This is a genomic window from Phenylobacterium sp. (genome assembly GCF_044236515.1).
Taxonomy (GTDB): domain Bacteria; phylum Pseudomonadota; class Alphaproteobacteria; order Caulobacterales; family Caulobacteraceae; genus Phenylobacterium.
In genome coordinates this window covers 1-20,139 of record NZ_JBIIGK010000045.1, presented here as the reverse complement: position 1 = coordinate 20,139, position 20,139 = coordinate 1, and the positions used below count along the sequence as shown (strand labels likewise).

21 protein-coding genes are annotated in these 20,139 nt (G+C 71.4%); 10 read left to right on the top strand and 11 right to left on the bottom strand.

All coding sequences use genetic code 11. The features are described 5' to 3' along the window. The 7 genes from ACILRF_RS07105 to ACILRF_RS07075 all read left to right on the top strand — a co-directional run. On the top strand, nucleotides 1-1,108 hold a 1,108-nt coding region (locus tag ACILRF_RS07105; RefSeq protein ID WP_395671583.1), incomplete at its 5' end, for a type II and III secretion system protein family protein. 3 nt (nucleotides 1,109-1,111) lie between these two features. Further along, nucleotides 1,112-2,281 (top strand): CpaE family protein, encoded by a 1,170-nt coding sequence (locus ACILRF_RS07100; protein WP_395671582.1) that lies wholly within the window; start codon nucleotides 1,112-1,114, stop codon nucleotides 2,279-2,281. Further along, complete coding sequence (locus tag ACILRF_RS07095; protein WP_395671581.1) at nucleotides 2,281-3,660, top strand: CpaF family protein; 1,380 nt, start codon at nucleotides 2,281-2,283, stop codon at nucleotides 3,658-3,660. The genes ACILRF_RS07100 and ACILRF_RS07095 overlap by 1 nt, the downstream gene beginning before the upstream one ends. Nucleotides 3,661-3,663: 3 nt before the next feature. Next, nucleotides 3,664-4,620 (top strand): type II secretion system F family protein, encoded by a 957-nt coding sequence (locus ACILRF_RS07090; RefSeq protein WP_395671580.1) that lies wholly within the window; start codon nucleotides 3,664-3,666, stop codon nucleotides 4,618-4,620. 4 nt (nucleotides 4,621-4,624) lie between these two features. After that, nucleotides 4,625-5,566: a type II secretion system F family protein gene (locus ACILRF_RS07085; RefSeq protein WP_395671579.1), complete on the top strand. Its 942-nt coding sequence runs from the start codon at nucleotides 4,625-4,627 to the stop codon at nucleotides 5,564-5,566. Between the two features lie 32 nt (nucleotides 5,567-5,598). After that, nucleotides 5,599-6,501 carry an NAD(P)/FAD-dependent oxidoreductase gene (locus ACILRF_RS07080; RefSeq protein ID WP_395671578.1) on the top strand — a complete coding sequence of 301 codons (903 nt, stop codon included), beginning with the start codon at nucleotides 5,599-5,601 and terminating at the stop codon, nucleotides 6,499-6,501. A gap of 50 nt (nucleotides 6,502-6,551) precedes the next feature. After that, complete coding sequence (locus ACILRF_RS07075) at nucleotides 6,552-7,454, top strand: oxygenase MpaB family protein (RefSeq protein WP_395671577.1); 903 nt, start codon at nucleotides 6,552-6,554, stop codon at nucleotides 7,452-7,454. Here the strand turns inward: ACILRF_RS07075 and ACILRF_RS07070 are convergent. The 8 genes from ACILRF_RS07070 to ACILRF_RS07035 all read right to left on the bottom strand — a co-directional run bounded on the left by ACILRF_RS07070 (nucleotide 7,437) and on the right by ACILRF_RS07035 (nucleotide 16,564). After that, the gene (locus ACILRF_RS07070) at nucleotides 7,437-8,672 is read right to left on the bottom strand and encodes a hypothetical protein (RefSeq protein ID WP_395671576.1); all 1,236 of its coding nucleotides are present in this window, start codon (nucleotides 8,670-8,672) and stop codon (nucleotides 7,437-7,439) included. The genes ACILRF_RS07075 and ACILRF_RS07070 overlap by 18 nt on opposite strands. 14 nt (nucleotides 8,673-8,686) lie before the next feature. Beyond that, nucleotides 8,687-11,002 (bottom strand): putative bifunctional diguanylate cyclase/phosphodiesterase, encoded by a 2,316-nt coding sequence (locus tag ACILRF_RS07065; RefSeq protein ID WP_395671575.1) that lies wholly within the window; start codon nucleotides 11,000-11,002, stop codon nucleotides 8,687-8,689. A gap of 4 nt (nucleotides 11,003-11,006) precedes the next feature. Next, nucleotides 11,007-11,633 (bottom strand): methylamine utilization protein, encoded by a 627-nt coding sequence (locus tag ACILRF_RS07060; RefSeq protein ID WP_395671574.1) that lies wholly within the window; start codon nucleotides 11,631-11,633, stop codon nucleotides 11,007-11,009. 70 nt (nucleotides 11,634-11,703) lie between these two features. Continuing rightward, the gene (locus tag ACILRF_RS07055; RefSeq protein ID WP_395671573.1) at nucleotides 11,704-13,887 is read right to left on the bottom strand and encodes a molybdopterin cofactor-binding domain-containing protein; all 2,184 of its coding nucleotides are present in this window, start codon (nucleotides 13,885-13,887) and stop codon (nucleotides 11,704-11,706) included. A gap of 3 nt (nucleotides 13,888-13,890) precedes the next feature. Continuing rightward, nucleotides 13,891-14,352, bottom strand: coding sequence for a (2Fe-2S)-binding protein (locus ACILRF_RS07050; protein WP_395671572.1), 462 nt, complete (start codon nucleotides 14,350-14,352; stop codon nucleotides 13,891-13,893). Between the two features lie 66 nt (nucleotides 14,353-14,418). After that, a complete protein-coding gene (locus ACILRF_RS07045; protein WP_395671571.1) occupies nucleotides 14,419-15,123 on the bottom strand; it encodes a TPM domain-containing protein in 705 nt (234 codons plus the stop codon). Continuing rightward, a complete protein-coding gene (locus ACILRF_RS07040; RefSeq protein ID WP_395671570.1) occupies nucleotides 15,123-15,902 on the bottom strand; it encodes a TPM domain-containing protein in 780 nt (259 codons plus the stop codon). Before ACILRF_RS07040 ends, ACILRF_RS07045 begins: the two co-directional genes overlap by 1 nt. Continuing rightward, nucleotides 15,899-16,564 (bottom strand): LemA family protein, encoded by a 666-nt coding sequence (locus ACILRF_RS07035; protein ID WP_395671584.1) that lies wholly within the window; start codon nucleotides 16,562-16,564, stop codon nucleotides 15,899-15,901. The genes ACILRF_RS07040 and ACILRF_RS07035 overlap by 4 nt, the downstream gene beginning before the upstream one ends. A gap of 165 nt (nucleotides 16,565-16,729) precedes the next feature. Here ACILRF_RS07035 and ACILRF_RS07030 point away from each other — a divergent pair, with 165 nt between their 5' ends. Next, entirely contained in the window at nucleotides 16,730-17,497 is a 768-nt protein-coding gene (locus tag ACILRF_RS07030) for a class I SAM-dependent methyltransferase (RefSeq protein WP_395671569.1), read from the top strand. Nucleotides 17,498-17,575: 78 nt separating this feature from the next. Then, on the top strand, nucleotides 17,576-17,749 hold the full coding sequence (locus ACILRF_RS07025) for a DUF1328 domain-containing protein (RefSeq protein ID WP_395671568.1): 174 nt from the start codon (nucleotides 17,576-17,578) through the stop codon (nucleotides 17,747-17,749). Here ACILRF_RS07025 and ACILRF_RS07020 read toward each other — a convergent pair. Genes ACILRF_RS07020 through ACILRF_RS07010 form a run of 3 tightly spaced genes read right to left on the bottom strand, consistent with a single transcriptional unit; the run spans nucleotide 17,746 to nucleotide 19,752 of the window. Next, a complete protein-coding gene (locus ACILRF_RS07020) occupies nucleotides 17,746-18,537 on the bottom strand; it encodes a metallophosphoesterase family protein (RefSeq protein WP_395671567.1) in 792 nt (263 codons plus the stop codon). The two genes, ACILRF_RS07025 and ACILRF_RS07020, sit on opposite strands and share 4 nt — an antisense overlap. Before the next feature lie 2 nt (nucleotides 18,538-18,539). After that, on the bottom strand, nucleotides 18,540-19,406 hold the full coding sequence (locus tag ACILRF_RS07015; protein WP_395671566.1) for a diacylglycerol/lipid kinase family protein: 867 nt from the start codon (nucleotides 19,404-19,406) through the stop codon (nucleotides 18,540-18,542). Between the two features lie 25 nt (nucleotides 19,407-19,431). After that, nucleotides 19,432-19,752 carry a hypothetical protein gene (locus ACILRF_RS07010; RefSeq protein ID WP_395671565.1) on the bottom strand — a complete coding sequence of 107 codons (321 nt, stop codon included), beginning with the start codon at nucleotides 19,750-19,752 and terminating at the stop codon, nucleotides 19,432-19,434. Between the two features lie 121 nt (nucleotides 19,753-19,873). Between ACILRF_RS07010 and ACILRF_RS07005 the strand changes: the two genes are divergently transcribed. After that, nucleotides 19,874-20,139: YMGG-like glycine zipper-containing protein (locus ACILRF_RS07005; RefSeq protein ID WP_395671564.1), on the top strand; the 266-nt coding region annotated here is incomplete at its 3' end.

Below are 20,139 nucleotides of genomic sequence, written 5' to 3'. Positions count from 1 at the left end.
CACCGACCACAGCTTCTATGTCCGCGGCCGCGAGCTCGGCGCGACCAACCTGCTGGTCTACGGGCCCGCCGGCCGGCTGCACGAGGTGATCGACGTCCGCGTCGGCTTCGACGCCGCCGCCCTGCAGAACGACCTCGAAAAGGCCCTGCCGGGCGAGACGATCCGCGTCAGCACCCTGGGCGAGGGCCTGCTGCTGAGCGGCCAGGTCTCCTCCACCGCGGTGGTCAACAAGGCCAAGGCCCTGGCCGAGAAGTTCGCGCCGCAGGGCGTGACCTCGGCCCTGACCGCGCTCGCCACCGAGCAGGTGGTGCTCGAGGTGCGGGTGCTGGAGGCCAACCGCTCGGCCCTGCAAGACCTCGGCTTCATGGCCACGATCCGCAACTCGTCCTTCGACTTCAGCTACGGCAACGGCCTGGTCAGCAACAGCACGCCGACCGGCGTCCTCACCCTGACCGGCGGCGCCGGGCGCACCTCGATCGACGTCCAGCTTCGCGCGCTGGAGGAAAAGGGCATCGTCCGCACCCTGGCCAAGCCGAACCTCGTCGCCGTGTCCGGCGAGAAGGCCAGCTTCCTGGCTGGCGGCGAATTCCCGTTCCCGGTGCCGAACGGCATCGACCGGGTCACCATCGAATTCCGGCCCTATGGCGTGAAGCTGAACTTCCAACCGGTCGTCCAGGACAACGGCCTGATCAAGCTGCAGGTCGAGCCCGAGGTCAGCGCCCTCGACCCGACCAATTCCCTGCGGCTGGCCAACATCACCATCCCGGCTCTCACCGTCCGCCGCGCCAACACCACGGTCGAACTCAAGAGCGGCGACTCCCTGGCCATCGGCGGCCTCTTCCAGCGCGAATACGCCAACGGCGTGAAACAGCTGCCGGGGCTGGGCGAAGTGCCGGTGCTGTCGGCCCTGTTCCGCTCCACCCGCTGGAAGCGCGCCGAGACCGAGCTGATCATCGTCGTGACGCCGCGGCTCGCCACGGCCGAGGACATCGCCGCGGCCCGCGCCGCCAACGTCGCCGGCGACGAGCCGTCGGTCGCCGACTTGCTGCTCAACGGCAAGGCTCACGACCGGCCGCTGTCGCGCGCCGACGACCCGAGAGCGCGGTGAGCCATGCTGAAGTTGCGTAACCTCGAGAAACAGGCCGCCCGTCGCCTGCTGGCCGTCGGCGACGCCGCCGCGGCCGCCGCCGCCGACGCTTTGCCGGGCGCAGCCCTGGACATCGGCGGGCTCGACCGTCTGGCGAGCGTCCGCGCCGGCGCCTTCGATCTGGTGCTGGTCGACGCGGACAGCTGGGAGACCGCGGCCCTCGCCGACGCCCTCGAAACCCTGTCCCACGCCGCGCCGCCGCCGGTGCTGCTGACCGGCGCGCGCCTGCCGACCAGCGTGATCCGCACCCTGTTGCGCCTGCCGCAGTCCGATGTCCTGGAAGCGCCGTTCACGGCCGAGCAGCTGGCCGCCGCCGCCGCGGCGCTGATGCAGACGCCGGCTCCGAGCCCGGCTCCGACGCCGGTCGCGGGAACTTCGCGCTGCTGGGCCGTCACCGGCGCGGTCGGCGGCGCCGGCGCCACGACCCTGGCCGTCGAGATGGCGACCGCGCTGGCCGAGCAGGCCGGCAAGGACAAGGCCGTGTGCCTGATCGACCTCAACCTCGCCGACGGCGCGGCCGCCGCCTACCTCGGGGCCCAGCCGATGATGCGCCACGCCGATCTTCCCGGTCCGGAGCGGATCGACGCCGCCCTGCTCCAGGCCTTCGTGACGCCGGTCAACAAGCGCCTCGACCTGCTCGCCGGGGTGCGCGAGCCCGGGGCGTTCGACGCCGTGGGGCGCGACGCCGTTCTGCGGGTCCTGGAGGTCGCCTGCGAGACCTATGAGTACGTCGTGCTGGACATGCCGCGCCATCGCCGCGCCTGGACGCTCGAGGCGCTTTCCGGCTGCGACGAGATCCTGGTGGTCTCCGAACTGACCGTGCCGGCCCTGCTGGCCGCCCGCTCGCTGGCCGACGAGATCGGCCAGGCGGTCGATGGCGGTCCGTCGCCGCGGATCGTGCTCAACCGGCTGGCCAGCCGGATGTTCGGCCCGGCCCCGTCGATGTCGGAGGCCGAACGCGCCCTCGGCCGCAAGGCCGACGCCGGCATCAGCTCGGACTGGGAGGCCGCCGCCGCCAGCGCCAACCTCGGCGGCCCGATCGCCCAGCACCGGCCGAAGTCGAAGATCGTCAAGGATGTCCTGGCGCTGGTCGAGCGGCTGCTCGGCGAGGCCGCCGTGCGGAGGGCCGCCTGATGGGCCGCTTTGGTCTCGCGCGCGCCGCCGCGCCCGCGCCCGCGCCCGCGTCGATTACGGAAGTTCCGCCGACCCCCGCGCCCGCACCCGCGCCGACGCCAGCGCGCGACGGCCAACTGGACATGCGCCTGCGGCTGCACGCCCGGCTGATCGACGAACTGGACCTCGCCAAGCTCGACAAGCTCAGCGAGACCGACATCCGGCGTGAGGTCATGCAGCTGACCGGCGACTTCGCCCGCGCCGAACGCATCGCCCTTAACACCGCCGAGCTCGAAGCCCTCGGCGCCTCGATTTACGACGAGATGGTCGGCCTTGGCCCGATCGAGCCGCTGCTCAAGGACGAGACGATCAACGACATCCTGATCAACGGCCCACACCAAATCTATGTCGAGCGTCAGGGCGAGCTGGAGCTCACCCCCGTCCACTTCCGCGACAACGAGCACCTGCTACGCATCGTCAACCGCATCGTCGCCGGCGTCGGCCGGCGGGTCGACGAAAGCCAGCCGATGGTCGACGCCCGACTGCCCGACGGCAGCCGAGTCAACGCCGCGATCGCCCCGGTGGCCATCGACGGCGCCGCCGTTTCGATCCGCAAGTTCTCCAAAAAGCCGCTGACCCTCGAAAAGCTGGTCAGCGTCGGGGCGATGCCGCAGCCGGTCGCCGACTTCCTCTACGGCGCCGTGCGGGCGCGGGTCTCGAGCGTCATCTCTGGCGGCACCGGCTCGGGCAAGACCACCCTGCTCAACGCGCTGTCGGCGGCGATCAGCGCAGGCGAGCGGCTGATCACCATCGAGGACGCCGCCGAGCTGCAGCTGCAGCAACCGCACGTCGTGCGCATGGAGACCCGCCCGCCGAACATCGAGGGCAAGGGCGAGATCCGCCAGCGCGAGCTGGTCAAGAACGCCCTGCGGATGCGCCCGGACCGGGTGATCCTCGGCGAGGTCCGCTCCGAAGAAGCCTTCGACATGCTGCAGGCCATGAACACCGGCCACGAAGGCTCGATGGCGACCATCCACGCCAATAACCCGCGCGAGGCCATCGGTCGCCTGGAGCAGATGATCGCCATGGGCGGCCTCAGCTTGGGGCCCGACGCCATGCGCGCCCAGATCGCCTCGGCCATCGGGCTGATCATCCAGGTCATGCGCCTGCCTGACGGCAAGCGGAAGCTGACCCACGTCACGGAGATCGTCGGCATGGAGGGCGCCGTGGTGCAGATGCAGGACATCTTCACCTTCGTTCGCACCCACACCTCGGCGGACGGGACGGTCCACGGCGAGTTCCGGGCCTCAGGCCTGCGCCCTCGCTGTCTCGACGAAATGCTCCGCCGCGGCATTGCCTACGACGTCGCGAACTTCGACCCTTCCCGCGCCTTGGGCTGAACGATGCAGCCGGCGCAGATCGCGTTCCTGATCCTGGTGTTCGCCGCGGTCTTCACCGCCGCCCAGGCGGCCATCGGCCTGCTTACCGTGGCGACCACCAAGCGCAAGGTGAACGCGCGCATCCGTGCGGCCGAGAAGGTCGACGGCGTGTCGGCCCTGGTGCTGGAGCTGCGCAAGCAGCGCGGCCTCAACGCCGAGGGCCAGCGTGGCGAACGACTGGCGTGGCTCTCCAACCTCATCGTCGCCTCGGGCCTCCGCTACGAGCCGCGCAAGTGGATCGCCATGGCGGCGATGGGCGGCCTGACCGTGGGGCTCTGCGTCGCGACGCTCAGCAAGCTGCCGCTGCTCGGCCTGGCGATGGGTCTTGCGGCGGCGCTCGGCGGGCCCGTCGTCGTCCTGAAGTTCAAGGCCGGCCAGCGGGCCAAGCTGCTCGGCTTCCAGCTGCCGCAGGGCCTCGAGATCATCGTCCGCTCGCTCGAAGCCGGCCATCCGGTGCCCACCGCCATCAGCCTGGTCGGCCGTGAGATGAGCGATCCGATCGGCTCGGAGTTCGGCATGGCCGCCGACGAGATCGCCTATGGCGCCACCCTGGAGCAGGCCGTGGAACGGATGGCCGAACGCTGCCAGCATCCCGACGTCGACCTCTTCGCCGCCACCGTGCGCCTCCAGGAGCGGGCCGGCGGCAACCTCGCGGCGCTGCTGAAGCTGAACGCCAACACCGTCCGCGAGCGCCACCGCATGCGGCTGAAGATCAAGGCCGCGTCGGCGGAGGGCCGCGCCTCGGCGATGATCCTGACGCTCGCGCCCTTCCTCGCCCTCGGCGCGATCATGGTCATCTCGCCGGGGTTCTATGGCGACGTCATCCACGAACGCTTCGTCCAGATCGGCCTCGGCGTCATCGGCGTCTGGATGTTCATCGGCAACCTGGTCATGCGGCGCATGATCGACATGCGGCTCTGATCCCATGGACCAGCTTCAGAACCTGATCTCGATCGCCGGCCTCGTCCTCGTCGCCGGCGCGGTGGCCGGCGCCGCCTTCGTCGCCGCCCAGGAACTGCGGCTGCGCGCCGCCCGGCGGGTCCGCTTCGCCGCGGCCGGCGGCGGCGGGTCGGCGGTGGCGGCCCCTGCGGCCAGTCCCATCGGCGAGCAACTGCTCGACACCGTCCGCCGCCTCGGCCAGCAGAGCGCCGTGCGCGACCCGGCCAAGCTGTCGCAGCTGCGAAACCGGCTGATGCAGGCGGGCTTCTACAACCGCGAGGCGCCGGTGATCTTCCTGGGGATCAAGGCCATCTCGCTGGTCGTCGCGACGATCGGCGTCGTGCTGACCCTGCCGATGATCGTCGGCGGCAAGGCGGGCATGGGCGGCATGCTGGTCGCCTGCGTGCTCTCGGTCGGGGCGATGCTCGGCCCGGAGAAGGTGTTGAAGTCGCGGACCTCCCACCGCGAACGGGAATACAGCGAGGGCTTCCCGGACCTGCTCGACCTGCTGGTCGCCTCCGTCGAGGCGGGGCTCAGCCTCGACGCCGCCGTGGCGCGGGTGACCGACGAGCTCGCCCGCCGTTATCCGAACCTGACCGTCCACCTGCGCTTCCTGGTGCTGGAGCTGCGCGCCGGCCGGGCCCGCAAGGACGCCTGGAGCGCCTTCGCCGAGCGGCTCGGCATCGAGGACGCGCGGGCGCTGGCCACCATGCTCCGTCAGGCCGAGGAGATGGGCACCAGCCTCTCCGACACCCTCACCGTGTTCTCGCAGGACATGCGCGCCAAGCGCATGCTTCGCGCCGAGGAAAAGGCGCTGGCCCTGTCGGCCAAGCTGACCGTGCCCCTGATCCTCTTCATCTTCCCGTGCCTGCTCGGCGCCCTGATGCTGCCGGCGGCGGCGCGACTGATGACGATTTTCCCCGGCTGAACCGACCCGCGGCGCGGGCGTTCGGCCTGCCGATGAGCGACGAGATTCTCGACTGCGTGGTGGTGGGCGCCGGCCCGGCGGGGCTGACCGCCGCCATCTATCTGGCGCGCTTCCGGCGCAGCTTCCGGGTGATCGAGAACGGCGCCAGCCGCGCCGCCTGGATCCCCCGCAGCCACAACCACCCCGGCTTCCCCGACGGCGTCGGCGGCAAGGCCCTGCTCGGCCGCATGCGGCGGCAGGCCGAGAAGTACGGCGCCAGGATCGATCGGGGCCGGGTGACGCGGCTCACCCCCCGGCACGGCGGCTTCGTCATCGAGACGGAACAGGGCGCCCTGCGCGCCCACACCGTCATCCTGGCGACCGGCGTGGTCGACAACGCCCCCGCCATTCCGGAGCTTGAGGACGGCGTCGCCCGGGGGCTCGTCCGGATCTGTCCGATCTGCGACGGCTACGAAGTGATCGGCAAGTCGGTCGGCGTCATCGGCCGCGACGACCACTGCGCCCGTGAGGCGGTGTTCATCCGCACCTATTCGGATGACGTGACCTTCATCCACGTCGGGGGCGGCCCTCTGGCGCCCGAACTCCGCCGCTCGCTCAAGAGAGCGGGCGTCGAGATCATCGACAGCGCCATCCCGCACGTGACCATCGAGAAGCGCAAGATCACCGCCTTCGACTTCGGGACCGGCGAGCCGCGCCGTTTCGACGTTGTCTATTCCGCCCTCGGGGTCACGCCGCGGGTCGATCTCGCGGTCCAGGCCGGCGCCCGGCTCGACGACGGCGGACGACTTGTCGTCGGCGACCATCAGGAGACCTCGGTGCCGGGGCTCTACGCCGCCGGCGACGTCGTCCGCGGCCTGAACCAGATCTCCACGGCCGAGGGCGAGGCGGCGATCGCGGCGACCGACGTCCACAACCGCCTGCGGCCCCGCTTCTAAGTCAACGGCGGCGCTTTGCGCCGCGCGCGCGGCGCCTATCTGATGGCCACATGACCGACGCCGCCGCGCCCCGCCTCGACCCCGTCCGCCACGCGGTGGTGCTGCAGGTCCGCAAGCTGGTCGGGGGTACCGGCGATGACAGCGTCGAGCGCAACCGCAAGGACGTCGGCTTCTTCGGCCCCGACAGCGCCTGCTGGAAGGTCCACGGCGACCTCGCCAGCATGATGGTCGGCGGCACGGCGGCGCTGATGATGCAGATGCTGCACCCCGGCGCCTTGGCCGGAGTCTGGGACCACTCCAACTTCCGCCACGACATGTCGGGCCGACTGAAGCGGACGGCGCGGTTCATCGCCGGCACCACCTACGGCGATGTCGCCGAGGCGCAGGGGTTCATCGACCAGGTGCGGACCATCCACGCCCGGGTCGCCGGGACGCTGCCGGACGGCACGCCCTACTCCGCCGACGATCCGGACCTGCTGACCTGGGTGCACGTCGCTGAGATGAGCTCGTTCCTGGCCGCCTACCTGCGCTATGTCGACCCGACCTTCCCCGCCGCCGATCAGGACCGCTACTTCCACGAGACGGCGGAGATCGCCCGTCGGCTCGGCGCCCAGGATGTGCCGGAAAGCCGGGCGGAGGTCGCGGGCTATCTGCGCGCCATGCGGCCGAAGCTGCGCTACGACCACCGTACCCGGGAGGTCGCCGCCGCCCTGTTGGGCGAGCGACCGCCGAGCCGTGCTGCCGCCCCGGCCATGGCCCTGACCTTCGACGCCGCCAAGGACCTGCTGCCCGATTGGGCGGCGACGATGCACGGCTTCCGACTGCCGCCGGGGCGCCGGACCGCCGCACGGCTCGGCGTGAAGGCGCTGGGCCGCGGCCTGCGCTGGGCGCTGGTCAACAGCGCCGAAGCCCGCGCCCGGCGCCGCGCCGCTGAGCTAGAAGCTCAGGCGTAGCGCCGCCTGCAGCACCGTCTGCGCCTCGTGCGGCCGCTCGCCGGCATACCGCCGCGCCGGGCGGTCGCTGGTCACGTGCATGGCCTCGTAGATCAGGTCGGCGAATGGCGCGAGCCGCTGGCGGAAGGCTCCGGTCACGGCCCAGCCGCCCTCGTCGTTGTCGTCGACGGCGCGCAGGGTGCGGTCGCGCGTGTCGAACCAGTCGAGGCGGGCGCTGAGCGTGTGCTCGCCGATGTCGCGCTGGCCGAGCAGGTAGGCCGAAGCGAACCCCATATCGACCCACAGTCCGCCCGGCGTGCGGAAGCCCATCAGGGTCTCGCCGTTCATCGCCTGGGCCCGCACGCGCGTCTGGTCATCGACGTCCCAGCGCAGGCCGAGGTTCACGAACCGGGTCTCCCAGGCCCATTGCTTGGCCTCCACCGCCAGCCGGTCGCCGACGTTGTCGTAGTAGAGCACGTCGAGGGCCACCGGCGCCGGCGGCCGCCACTCGAGCCGGCCGTAGTAACCGGCGCGACGGTCGAGCTCGTAATAGGGGTCGGTGACCGGAGCTTGCCGCGGGACCATGTAGGGCGACAGCTGCGGCAGCGGGAAGCTCGTGGCGACGCCGGTCTTGACGCCATGCAGCGCCCAGCCCCGGAAGGTGAGCAGGGTGCCCGAGGTGTCGTTCCAGCCGAACACCGCCCCGGTCGCGGACAGCTCGTGCGCTCCGAGCGTGCGCGTATAGGTCAGCTCCGCGCCGGCGACCTTCACCTCCTCGCCGATCCAGCTGTTGATCGCCGAGGCGCTCAGCATGTCCGGCGTGGTCCAGGCGACGCCCTCGTGTTCCAGCGAGACGGGCGGATAGAAAACGCCGGCGCGGGCCGTGATCCGTCCGGCTTCCGACGGGCCGGTGCGGTAGCGCAGAAACGCCTCGCCGAGATCAAGGACCGGCTCGGTCGCCGGCTGCAGATGGGCGGTGACGACCGCGGACAGGGCGAAGCCGAAGCGCGGCTTCCACTCCAGCGAGGCCTCGGCGAGGCTTGGCTCGACTTTCCAGCCGCCGTCGCCGGACGCCTGGGTCTTGCCCGCCCCGCCGTCCAGCCAGCTTGCCTCGCCCTCAGCCGCCGCCAGGCGCAGGTCCACGAGGCCGTGGAACGCTCCGGGCGCCAGGACCTGGGCATGCGCGGGTGTCGCGAGCGTCGTGGCCGCGGCCATGACCGCGGCGATACGGATACGCACGGCCAGCCTCCCCGTCAGCCGTAGCTCCTGAGCTGGCCGCGACTGTCTGTGAGAAACGTCAAAAGTTCCTTGAGCGGCATCGGCCGGGCGATCAGCCACCCCTGGGCCTGGTCGCAGCCCATGGTCGCGAGCAGGGCGAAACAGGCCTCCGTCTCGACGCCCTCGGCCGTGACCTTCATCCCGAGGCTATGGGCCAGGTCGACGGTGGAGCGGACGATCAGGGCGTCGCGCTGGCTCTCGGTGACCCCCTGGACGATCGACTTGTCGATCTTCAGCTCCTCGCCCTGGATCCGCTTGAGATAGGCCAGCGACGACAGCCCGGCCCCGAAGTCATCGATCGACACGCCGACGCCGCCGGCCGTGAAACGGGCGAGCATCGACAGCGCAAGGTCCGGGTTCTCGATGACCGCCGTCTCGGTGATCTCGAACAGCAGCCGGCCCCGGGCCTTGGCGACCTCGGCCAGGGCGAAGTCGGCGAAGTCGGCCTCGCCCAGGGTTCGGCCGGAAATGTTGACCGCGACGTCGATGTTGAAGCCGGCGTCGGCCATCTGCGCCTGGTCGGCGATGGCCTGCCGCAGCAGCCACTCGGTCAGATCGCGGATGTGGCCGGTCTCCTCGGCCATCGGCACGAACAGGTCCGGCGGCAGGGCGCCGCGCACCGGATGACGCCAGCGGACCAGGGCCTCGACGCCGGTCACCGCGCGCCGGCGCAGGTCGTACTTCGGCTGGTAGTGGAGCTGCATTTCGCCGCTCTCCAGCGCCTTCAGCATCCCCGACATCAAAGAGAGATTGGCGGCCGGATCGCCGTACGCCGCGGCGTCGAACACGGCGACCTTGCGGCGCCCGGCCCGGGCCTGATCCAGCGCGACGGCGGCAAACCCGATGGCCGCGCCCGCGTCGCCCTCCAGAGGCGCGAGGCCGAGGTTCAGCGACACGTCGACGACGCCGCTGCCGCCAAGGGTCAACGGCTGTTCGAGCTCGATCAGCAGGCGGCGGGCGTCGTCCTCCGCCGCCTCGGCGTCGCGGGCGATCATCGTGAAACTGAGCACGTCGGTGGCGATCCGGGCGACACCGGAGGACGGGGCCAGCCCCGCCAGGCGATTGCCGATCATCCGCACCGCCTGGGCGGCCAGGGCATGGCCGATGGCGCCGCGCACCTGTTCGAACCGCCGGATTCCCAGTGCGGCGACGAAAACCTGGCCGCGCGGTCGGTCGGAAAGGTCCTCGACCACCCGCTCCAGCGTCAGCCGGTTGGGCAGGCCGGTCTCCTCGTCGTGCATGGCGAGGTGGGTGATCCGCCGTTCGCGGTCGCGGATGGCGGTGGCCATCTCGTTGAAGCTGTCGGCCAGTCGGCCGATCTCATCGTCGGTGGCGATCGCCACCTGGGCGTCCTCGCCCCGACGCAGGCGCTGGGCCGCCGCGTCGAGCGCCGAAATCGGCCGCGTCACGCCCCGCGCCAGCAGCCAGCTGCCATAGCCGACCAGCGCCAGCCCGAGCACGCCGATCGCCGCCACCAGCGCCAGCAAGGTCCGGTAGGGGGCCAGGGCCCGGCTGAGCGGATAGCGCAGCAGCAGTACCGCCGCGCCGCGTCCATCGAGGCTGGGCAGCGGCTTCACCAGGGCGGCCGACCGTCCCTCGGCCAGCCGCAGGGTTTCCGGCGAGGGGCCCTTGGCCTGCAGCGAGCGGTCGATGAATTCGGCGATCGCCGCCCGGTCGCCGCGGGCCGCCTCGGCGTCCGAGAGCCAGCCGTGGCCCGGTTCGCGATGAACCACCGTGGCCGACAGCGGCAGGGCCGACAGCCGCTCCAGGGCCGACATCTCCGTGGCGTCGAGGCGCACCGCGAACGCCACCCAGCCGATCAGTTCCGGCGACAGGATCGGCGCGCCGGTCACCTGGTAGGGCGCGTCGTCCAGCATTACCACGCCCGAGGGGACGTCCCCCGCCGCGAAGGCGGTCCGCAGCCGCGCCTCGTCGCGGCCGAGCCCGGCCCCGATCGGCGCCCCGTCGGCCCCGATGATGAAGGCGCGGTCGACGCCCATGCGCCGGCGCAGGTTCTCCATCGCCGACATGATCGTCGCCCGGTCGCGCGTCGCCACCGCCTCGCGGAAGCCGAAGTCGCGTGACAGCAGGGCCGCGCCCTCTCCCAAGCGCTCGGAGCGCAACGACCAGATGCGATCGAAGACAGTGCCGCTGGCCGTCAGTTCGTCGCGCACCTGGCGCTGCGCCGCCTGGGCGACCGCCGCGAAGACCGCCATCGACACCAGCAAGATGACCACCCCGAACAGGGCGCCGAACAGGACCGTCAGGCGGGTGCTGAGACGGCCGGTCATCGGGTCAGTAGGCGCCGTGCCGCAGCCGCGGACTCCGCAGCGCGACGTTCACCGGCAGCCGCGCCGTCCCGTGCGCCGGGGCCGTCGCGCTGGCGCGCATCTCGCCGCCGGCCGTGCGCATATAGGGGTGCCAGACCACCACCCGCACCGGGCCGGGCGGCAGGTCGCCGAGCGTGGCCGATCCCGTGGTCGAAGTCTTTACCGCGAACGCGGTGTCGACCACCCGGATGAAGGCGGCCATGTCGTCGTGGATGTTGCAGCCGATCGCCACGACGCCCGGCTTGTCGAACCGCACCTTGGGAGCCTCGCCGCGGCCATAGAGCTTCAGCTCGAAGGGCTTCACCGGCGAGAACGAGTAGACGTGGTGCCGGACCTTGTCGAAGTTCGGGAAGCTCACCTCGGCGCCGAGCGGGGCGATCAGCACGAACGGCTCGAACTGCATGCCCTGCTGAGCCATGCGATAGGCGCCGGTCGGCCGCGCCGGGCGGGCGCCCGAGGCCGGATAGGCCATGACCACGGCGTCGGCGACCGGTCGTCCGGCGGACGTCACGGTCACCGTCAGATCGCCGGCCTTCGCCGGCGGGGCGACGGACGCGAGCGACAGGGCGGCAAGGCCAAGGGCTGCGAGCATGCGCATCCCTCGACCTTAACCCTAGGGAATGAACTGCCCGTAAACCGCTTTCTTCAGCGCCGACAGCCCCTTAGGCCTTCAACATCTCCGTCTGGATCGGCAGGCTGCGGATGCGCTTGCCGGTCGCCGCGAAGATGGCGTTGGTGAACGCCGGGATCACCGGCGGCAGGGCCGGCTCGCCGAGGCCGGTCGGGGAATAGTCGGTCTCGACGAAGTGGACCTCGATCTGCGGCGGCGCGTCGGCCATCCGCATCAGCCGGTAGGCGTCGAAGTTGCTCTCCACCGCCTGTCCGTTCTCGATGGTCACCTTCTGGTAGGCCTGGCCGATGCCGTCGATGATGGCGCCCTGGACCTGGTTCATCGCCCCGAGCGGGTTGATGATATGGCGGCCGACGTCGCCGGCGGCCCAGACCTTCTGCACCCGCGGCGTCCCGTCCTCGGCCACATGGACCTGGGCGACCTCGGCGAAGAAGCCGAGGTGACTGTAGTGGAAGGCGACGCCCATGCCCGTGCGGGCCGGCAGCTTCGTGCGGCCCCAGCCCGAGACGTCGCGGACCTTCTGCAGCACGCCGCGCATGCGCTCGGCGTTGTAGGGCTGCTGGTCCGGCGCGCCGACGAACTTCTGGTCGCCCAGCAGCTTCAGCCGGAATTCGATCGGATCGGCGCCCGCGGCATGGGCCAGCTCGTCGATGAACGACTGCATGACGAAGGCCAGGGCGTTGGAGCCCGGGGCCCGCAGATAGCTGGTCGGCACGCCGAGCGGCATCGTCGAGATGTCGATCTTGCAGTTCGGCACGAACCTCGCCGGGAACTCGGCGGGGGACATGTTGGCCGCCGTGGCGAACCGCTCGCCGCCCGGGCCGAAGCTGACGAAATGGTCGTGCCAGGCAGTCAGGTTGCCCTGCGCGTCCACTCCGCCCTTGAGGAAGTGGAAGCCGGCCGGGCGATAGAAGTCGTGCTGGAAATCGTCCTCGCGCGACCACAGCAGCTTCACCGGCACGCCGGCTTCGCGAGCGATCCAGGCCGCCTCGACCATGTAATCGTTGGAGAGCCGTCGGCCGAAGCCGCCGCCGCAGCGGATCAGGTGGACGGTGATGTCCTCGGGCTTCATCCCCAGGGTCTTGGCGACCAGCTGGCGACCGCCCTCCGGGCTCTGGGTCGGGGCCCAGATCTCCAGCTTGCCGTCCTTGAAGTGGGCCGTGCAGTTCTGCGGCTCCAGCGAGGCGTGGGCCAGGAAAGGATAGCTGTAGGCCGCCTCGACGGTCTTGGCGGCGCTCTTCAGACCCCCGGCGACGTCGCCGTCGTTGCGAGCCGTGCGCTGCGGCGCCCCGGCCGCGAACTCGGCGGCCTTGGCGGCGAACGCCGCGTCGCCTTGTTTCGCGGTCGGGTGCTCGGCCCATTTGGTCGCCAGTTGCTCGCGACCCTTGCGGGCCGCCCACCAGCTGTCGGCCAGCACCGCCACGCCGGGCGCCAGGGCGTTAAGGTCCTCGCCGCCATCGACCACGAAGGCCTTGCGGACGCCCTTGACGGCCTGCGCCGCCGCGAGGTCGGCCGAGGCCACCTTGGCTCCGAACACCGGGGCCTTCTCATAGGTCGCGAAGAGCATGCCCGGCACACGCACGTCGATGCCGAACAGCGGCTGGCCGGTGACGATCTTGGCCGTGTCGTACTGCCGCTTCGGCTGGCCGATGATCTTGTAGGCCTTGGGGTCCTTCAGCGGCACGGATTTCGGGTCAGGCGGCGTCAGGCCGGCGCACTGGCTGGCCAGCGATCCATAGGTCGCCCGCCGGTTCGAGGCGCGGTGCAGGACCACGCCGTCGGCGGTGCTGCATTCTCCGGCCGGGCAGTTCCACGCCTGCGCCGCGGCCTGGATCAGCAGGGCGCGGGCGACGGCGCCGACCCGCCGGTGGTCTTCCCAGTTGGTCGGCGTCGACATGCTGCCGCCGGCCGACTGACGGCCGTAGAGCGCCGGGTCGTTGTCCGCCTGTTCGATGCGGACCTTCTCCCAGGGGATATCCAGCTCCTCGGCGATCAGCATCGGCAGCATCGTCTTGATGCCCTGGCCGATCTCCGGGTTCTTGGCGGTGATGGTGACGAAGCCGTCGGAGCCGACCTTGACGAAGGTGTTGATCGGGGCGGGTCCGCCGGCCTGGGCCTCAGCCTTCGTGGCGACGGCGAAGCCGAACAGCAGGCCGCTCGAACTGGCGGTGAACAGGAACTGGCGACGGGACGCGTCGAGGATCGCGGCGGTCATGATTCAGGCCTCCGACTGGCCGGAGGCGCGCTTAATCGCGGCGCGGATCCGGGTGTAGGTGGCGCAACGGCAGATGTTGCCGCTCATCGCCTCGTCGATGTCAGCGTCCGTCGGCTTGGGGTTGCTGGTCAGCAGCGCCGTCGCCGACATGATCTGGCCCGGCTGGCAGTAGCCGCACTGGGCCACGTCGAGGTCCATCCACGCCTGCTGGACGCGCTTGCCCACCGGGTTCGCGCCGACGCCTTCGATGGTGGTGATCTTGCCTTCCACGGCCGAGACCGGGGTGACGCAGCTGCGGATCGGCTCGCCGTTCACATGCACGGTGCAGGCCCCGCACTGGGCGACGCCGCAGCCGTACTTGGGACCAAGGATGCCGAGGGTGTCGCGCAGCGTCCAGAGGAGCGGCGTTTCCGGATCCACATCCGCGGTGTGGATCTTGCCGTTGACGTTCAGCTTGAAGGCCATGTTTTCGTCTTCCTCCCCGGGCCGCATGGTACGGCGACGGGCCCCGCATGGGAAGACGCCTGCGTTTCAGCCGCGCGGCAGCAGCACCACGGCGTCGGGCAGCTCGTTCGGGTTGTCGCCCGGCCGGGCCGGAAACCGCTCGGCCAGCACGTCGCCACACAGCCCGACGGCGGCCGCAAAGCCGGCGGCCGGCTCGCGCCGCTTCAGCCCGGCGACCAGGGCCGCCATCGCCCGGTCCCAGGCGTCGGCCGGCGCCTGGGCGGCGATCCCTTCGTCGGCGATCAGCTCGGCCATGTGCTCGGCCAGGGAGACGTAGATCAGCACCCCGGTGCGCTCGCGGGTGGCGTGCAGGTTCTTGGCCAGGAACTGCGCCTGCGCCTCGCGGCGGACGCGGTCGCGCTTGCGGGCCCGCGGCGTCAGGGCGATGCGGACCGGCTCCAGGCTGACCACCACCAGGGTGAGCGCGAACAGCACCGCCTGCAGCACCAGCGCCGCGATCAGGCTGTCGCGCGCCCCGACGGAAGCTGCGTGGGCCGCCGTCCAGTCGGGACCGGTCAGGTCGGGCAGGGCCAGCGGCGCGCCGACCATCAGCAACAGCGCCGGCGCCAGCAGGGCGACGCCCGCCGCCCAGGCCAGGGGCGTCTCGCGGTAGTCGGCGCTCTCCTCGGCGACGACGCAGTAGATCTCGCCCGTCGTGCGGGCCTCGGCCTCGCGCACCGCCGCCTCGATGGCCGCCAGGTCGGACGGCGAAATGGGCATGTCCTTGGCCATCACCAGCTCCCCGAAGACCCGCCGCCGCCGAACGAGCCGCCGCCGCCGCCGAAGCCACCCCCGCCGAAGCCGCCGCCGCCAAACCCGCCGCCGCCCCGGCCGCCGCCCGAGAAGATGACGGGCGCCAGCCACCACAGGCCGCGCCGCCGCCGTCCGCCGAGGAACCGGCTCAGCACCCAGAAGACCACCAGGATCACCAGGATGGTGTGGAAGCTGATCCCGACGCCGGGCGCCGCCTGGCGCTCGGCGGCCTTTGCTACCTGGGCCCGCGCTTCTTCGTCGGGCAGCGCCAGCTGCTGGATCACCGCCTCGACGCCGTCGACTACGCCTTGCTCCATCCGTCCCTCGCGGAACTGCGGCAGGACCCGGGTCTGCAGGATCACGCTCGACAGGGCGTCGGTGAGCACCCCCTCGAGCCCGTACCCGACCTCGATGCGGACACGCCGCTCGTTCGGGGCGACCAGGAAGATGGCGCCGTCGTCCTCGTCCTTGCGGCCGATCCCCCAGGTCCGGCCGAGCTGGTAGCCGTACTCCTCGATCTCGTAGCCCTGCAGGTTCGGCACGGTGGCGACGACCAGCTGGCGGCCGGTCGTCGTCTCCAGCTGCTGGAGCTCGGCGGTCAGCCGCTGCTCGGTGGCCGGCGACAGGATCTGCGCGCCGTCGACGACCCGGCCGGTCAGCGCCGGGAACTTGGGCTGGGCGCCCGCTCCGCCGACGCCGAGGAAGAGGACCAGGAGCGCGAGGACGAAGCCCCGCGCCCCCGCCGCCGGTTGGATCATCGGGCGGGCGCTGCGGCCGGAGCGGGGGCCGGAGCGGGGGCCGGGACCACCGCCGGCGGCGGCGAGCCGGGCGCCGCGCCGGGGACGACCGGCGCCCCGGGATTGGTCCCGCCGAAATCGACGGTCGGGGCGCTCTGCGCCGCCGCGGTGGCCTGGAAGAGCTGCATCGGCTTGGAGCCGCCGTGCACCGTCTTGGCCCACAGCACGGTCGGGAAGGTGCGGAGCGTCGTGTTGTAGTCGCGGACCGCCTCGTTGTAGTCGCGCCGCGCGACGGCGATGCGGTTCTCGGTGCCCTCCAGCTGGCTTTGCAGGGCGAGGAAATTCTGGTTCGACTTCAGGTCGGGATAGGCTTCCTGGATCATCATCAGGCGGCCGAGCACGCCGGACAGCCGGTCCTGCGCCTGCTGGTACTGCTGGAAGCGGGCGGGGTCGGTCAGGGTCGAGGCGTCGACCTGCACCTGGGTCGCCGAGGCGCGGGCCTCGACGACCTCGCGCAGCACGGTGCGCTCCTGGGCGGCGTAACCGCGGACGGTTTCGACCAGGTTCGGAATGAGGTCCGAGCGCCGCTGGTACTGGTTCTGGACGTCGGCCCAGGCCGCGCGGGCGCGCTCTTCCTTGGTCGGAATGGCGTTGATGCCGCAGGCGGTCAGGGCCGGGGCCATTACGGCCACGGCGAGAAGGGCGAGGGCTTTGCGAAGGCTCTTCACGGGCGTCCAGCTCCTAGAGGGTTGCGCTCAAGCTCGGCCTTGAATGTGGCCCGGGCATTGATCGCGCGCAATCGCGCGGGCATCAGCGGAAACGAAGCTCCGCGAGAGGCTCGAGGTTCCATGGCGCAAAGCCGTCCCTACTACGCCGACCAGAGCCTCAGCGCCGCGCATTATGACCTCATCACCGCCGCCGACGGTCGCCTGGCCGGCGACGTCGAGATCTACGCGGGCCTGATCCCGCCAGACGGTGCGGTCCTGGAGTTGGGGGCCGGCACCGGCCGGGTCACGGCCGCCCTCGCCGAGCGCGGGTTCAAGGTGCTCGGCGTCGACATCGCCCCGGCCATGCTGCGCCAGGCGGAAACCCGCCGCGCGGGCCTCGCTCCGGACGTCGCCGCCCGGACCGCCTTCCAGCGCGGCGACATGACCGCGCTTGATCTCAAGCGCAGCTTCGACGCGGTGATCTGCCCCTACTTCACGCTTGCCCATGTCCCGGCCGGAACCGCCTGGCGCAACACCTTCGCGACCGCCGCCCGGCATCTGACGCCCGGCGGCCTCGCCGTCTTCCATCTGCCGCTCGCCGAGATCATGCGGGCGCCCGGTCCCGCCCGCCCCGACCTGCCGGTGATGGACCAGCCGTTGGCGGACGGCGGCCGGCTACAGCTCCATGTCCGCCGCCGCACCTTCAACGACAAGGTCGGGCGGATGGACCAGGTGATCGAGTACGTCGAACGCGACCCCAAAGGGGCGGTCCGCCGCGTCTCGCCGGAGCGCCAGACCTACTATGTCGCCGACCCGGTCCCCGCCGCCGCCCAGGCCGGCCTGACCCTCGATCGGCCGCCGATCCCCCACGGCGGCGTCGGCGAATTCTGGGTGTTCACCAGGGTTTGAGAGCGGGCGGGAACGGCGCTGCTCGACGCGGCGTTGACCTGTGGAGCTATCCTGCTCGGCAACGGAAGGAAAACACCAATGCTCGGATGGGCCGTGACTTTTCTGGTCGTCGCGCTGATCGCCGCCGTGCTCGGTTTCACCTCCATCGCAGGCGCCGCGATGGGAATCGCCAAGATCCTGTTCTTCGTGTTCCTGGCGCTATTCCTGGTGTCGATCGTCATGCACCTCGTACGAGGACGCAGTATCCCCTAGCTCAGATCGCGCCGGTCCAGCGACCAGGTGCGATAGGGTTCGAACTTCGAACCCCCCCAACCCAGGGCGGCGACACGGATCGCCGCCCCTTCTATTTCCACCACGTTGAAGCCCGGCGGCACGCCGCGCTCGCGCACCGACAGGGTGCCGGCGCCGACCGCATAGGTCTTGCCGTCGCCGTACGGATAGGGCCAGGCGAACGGCGCGTGGATATGGCCCGACAGCACCAGGTCGACCCTGGCCTCGGCGAAGGCGCGGGCCGCCGCCTCGCCGCCCCAGACCTTGGCGGTCATCGGCCCGCCGATCATCTCGATCAGCGGATGGTGGCAGACGAGGATGCGGAAGCACTCCGGCGCGACGCTCCGGAACCAGTCCGCCGCCTCGCGCACCTGGCCGGCGGCGATCTGACCCTTCGACCAGTTCATGCGCGGCTGGGCGCCGCGGGCGGTGTTGACGCCGCGCACCGCGAAGCCGCCGCCGAGGTGGGTCTGCGCCCGGGCCGGACCGACCATCTTCTCGAACCGGCGGAACGGCGTGAACACCCGCTGGAACACCGCCAGGTAGGGCGCGTCATGGTTGCCGGGCGTGATCAGCTGCGGCCCCTTCACCGCCGACAGCCATTCGACGGCGGCGGCGAATTCCTGCGCCTCGGCGAACCGGGTCAGGTCGCCGGAGACGATGGTCAGGTCGAAGTCGCCGTTGTTGATGTGGTCGGCGGCGGCGGCGACGGCGTCCTTGTTCTCGCCGCCGAAATGAATGTCCGACAGGTGGGCGAACCGGATGGTCACGCTCAGATGTCCTTCGGGATGCCCAGCACCCGCACCACGTCCGGCCGCCAGCGCACCTCGGTCAAGGCCTTCAGGCGCACGGACTCGCCGTCGAGAATGGCCGGGATGCCGTGCTGGGCCCAGATCCGCGCCACGCGGCAGCGCTCGGTGATCACCGCCGGATCATTGCGCCAGTCGCCGGTCAGGGCGTGGAAGCCCAGCCGGAACGCGTCCAACGCGCCCTTCAGGTCGAGGGCCGCGGCTTCCAGAACCTGCTCGTCCTCTGACAGGGCGCGCGAGGCCAGCGGGCACATGAAGGTCAGGGCCTCGGCCTTCTCGCGCTCACCGCCCTCCAGGCTGTAGCGCAGCCGGCCGGAGAAGGCCCGGCGCATGGCCCGGCGGGCGCGCAGCATGGCCAGGCGCGGCTTGCCGTAGCGCGCCGCTTCGCGGGCCGGCGCCCAGAGCGCGGGCGCGCCGAAGATGCCGGCCACCAGGAACTGCCGCCCCTCGACCTCGCCGCCGCCCAGCATCCGCTCCTCGCCCTGGGCGAGGGCGATGGACAGGGCGTCCTGCCACGGCCGGGCGCCATAGACCGCGTGGGGCAGCATGTTCATGGTGCCGCCGGCCAGCGGCGCGACCATCGGGCCGCCCGGCCCGCACAGCTCCGCCGCCGCGCGCGCGGTGCCGTCGCCGGCCAGCACGACCAGCAGGTCGGGGGCGGCGTCGACGGCCCTGCGCAGGCAGGGGGTCAGCTCGTCGGTCGACGGCGCGCAGACGTTGGCCTCGACGCCATGGTCGGCGAAGATCTTCTCGACCAGCTGCGGCGCATCCTCGCCGACGCTGCCGGAGGCGACGTTCACGACCGCTTCAACGCGGCGGATGCGCGTCATCGCCCCTCCCCTACGGTCTGTCGCGTCAGTTGGCGGCGTCCGCCGCCGTGCTCTTCGCCTGCTCGCCGGCGCTGCGCAGGCTCTGGCTGGCGTCGGCGGCCGCGCCGCGCACCGCCGGTTCGGCGCGTTCGACCGCGACCGAGAGGTTCTGGTCGACCACGCCGCCGGCGCGGCTGAACGAGCCGTTGATGGCCGCCAGGGCCAGCACGAGGAGGCCGACGACGGCGGCGATGACCATGATGGTCATGGTCAACGGATGGCGCTTGCGCGTCGAACGCTCGTCCCGCCGTCCACGCTCGTAGGCTTCGCGCAGGTCGGCCCGAAGATCGTCCCTGATGTCCGTCATGACGGGGCTCCGAATGGGTTTCCGGATGCCCAACGAGACTCCCGCGCGACCGGTTCCGGCGGAACTGCTACGCTTGCGGTGCGTTTGGGGCGGCAGGGGACAGCTAAGGAGAGCCCAAGACATGCACAAGCAACTGATCGCCCTTGCTGCGGTCGGCGCTCTGACCGCCGCCTGCACCGCCACTGGCAACACCGAAGGCCGTGCGGCCGGCGGCGCGGCCCTCGGCGCGCTCGCGGGTGCGGCCATCGGCGCGGTGTCCGGCGACGTCGGCGTGGGCACCGGTGCGGCCGTCGGCGCCGGCGTCGGCGCGGTCGCCGGCGCGGTGTCCGGTTGCCGTGAAGACGGCGGCTGCGGCGCGCGGCCGGGCAACCGTCAGCAATACTACGA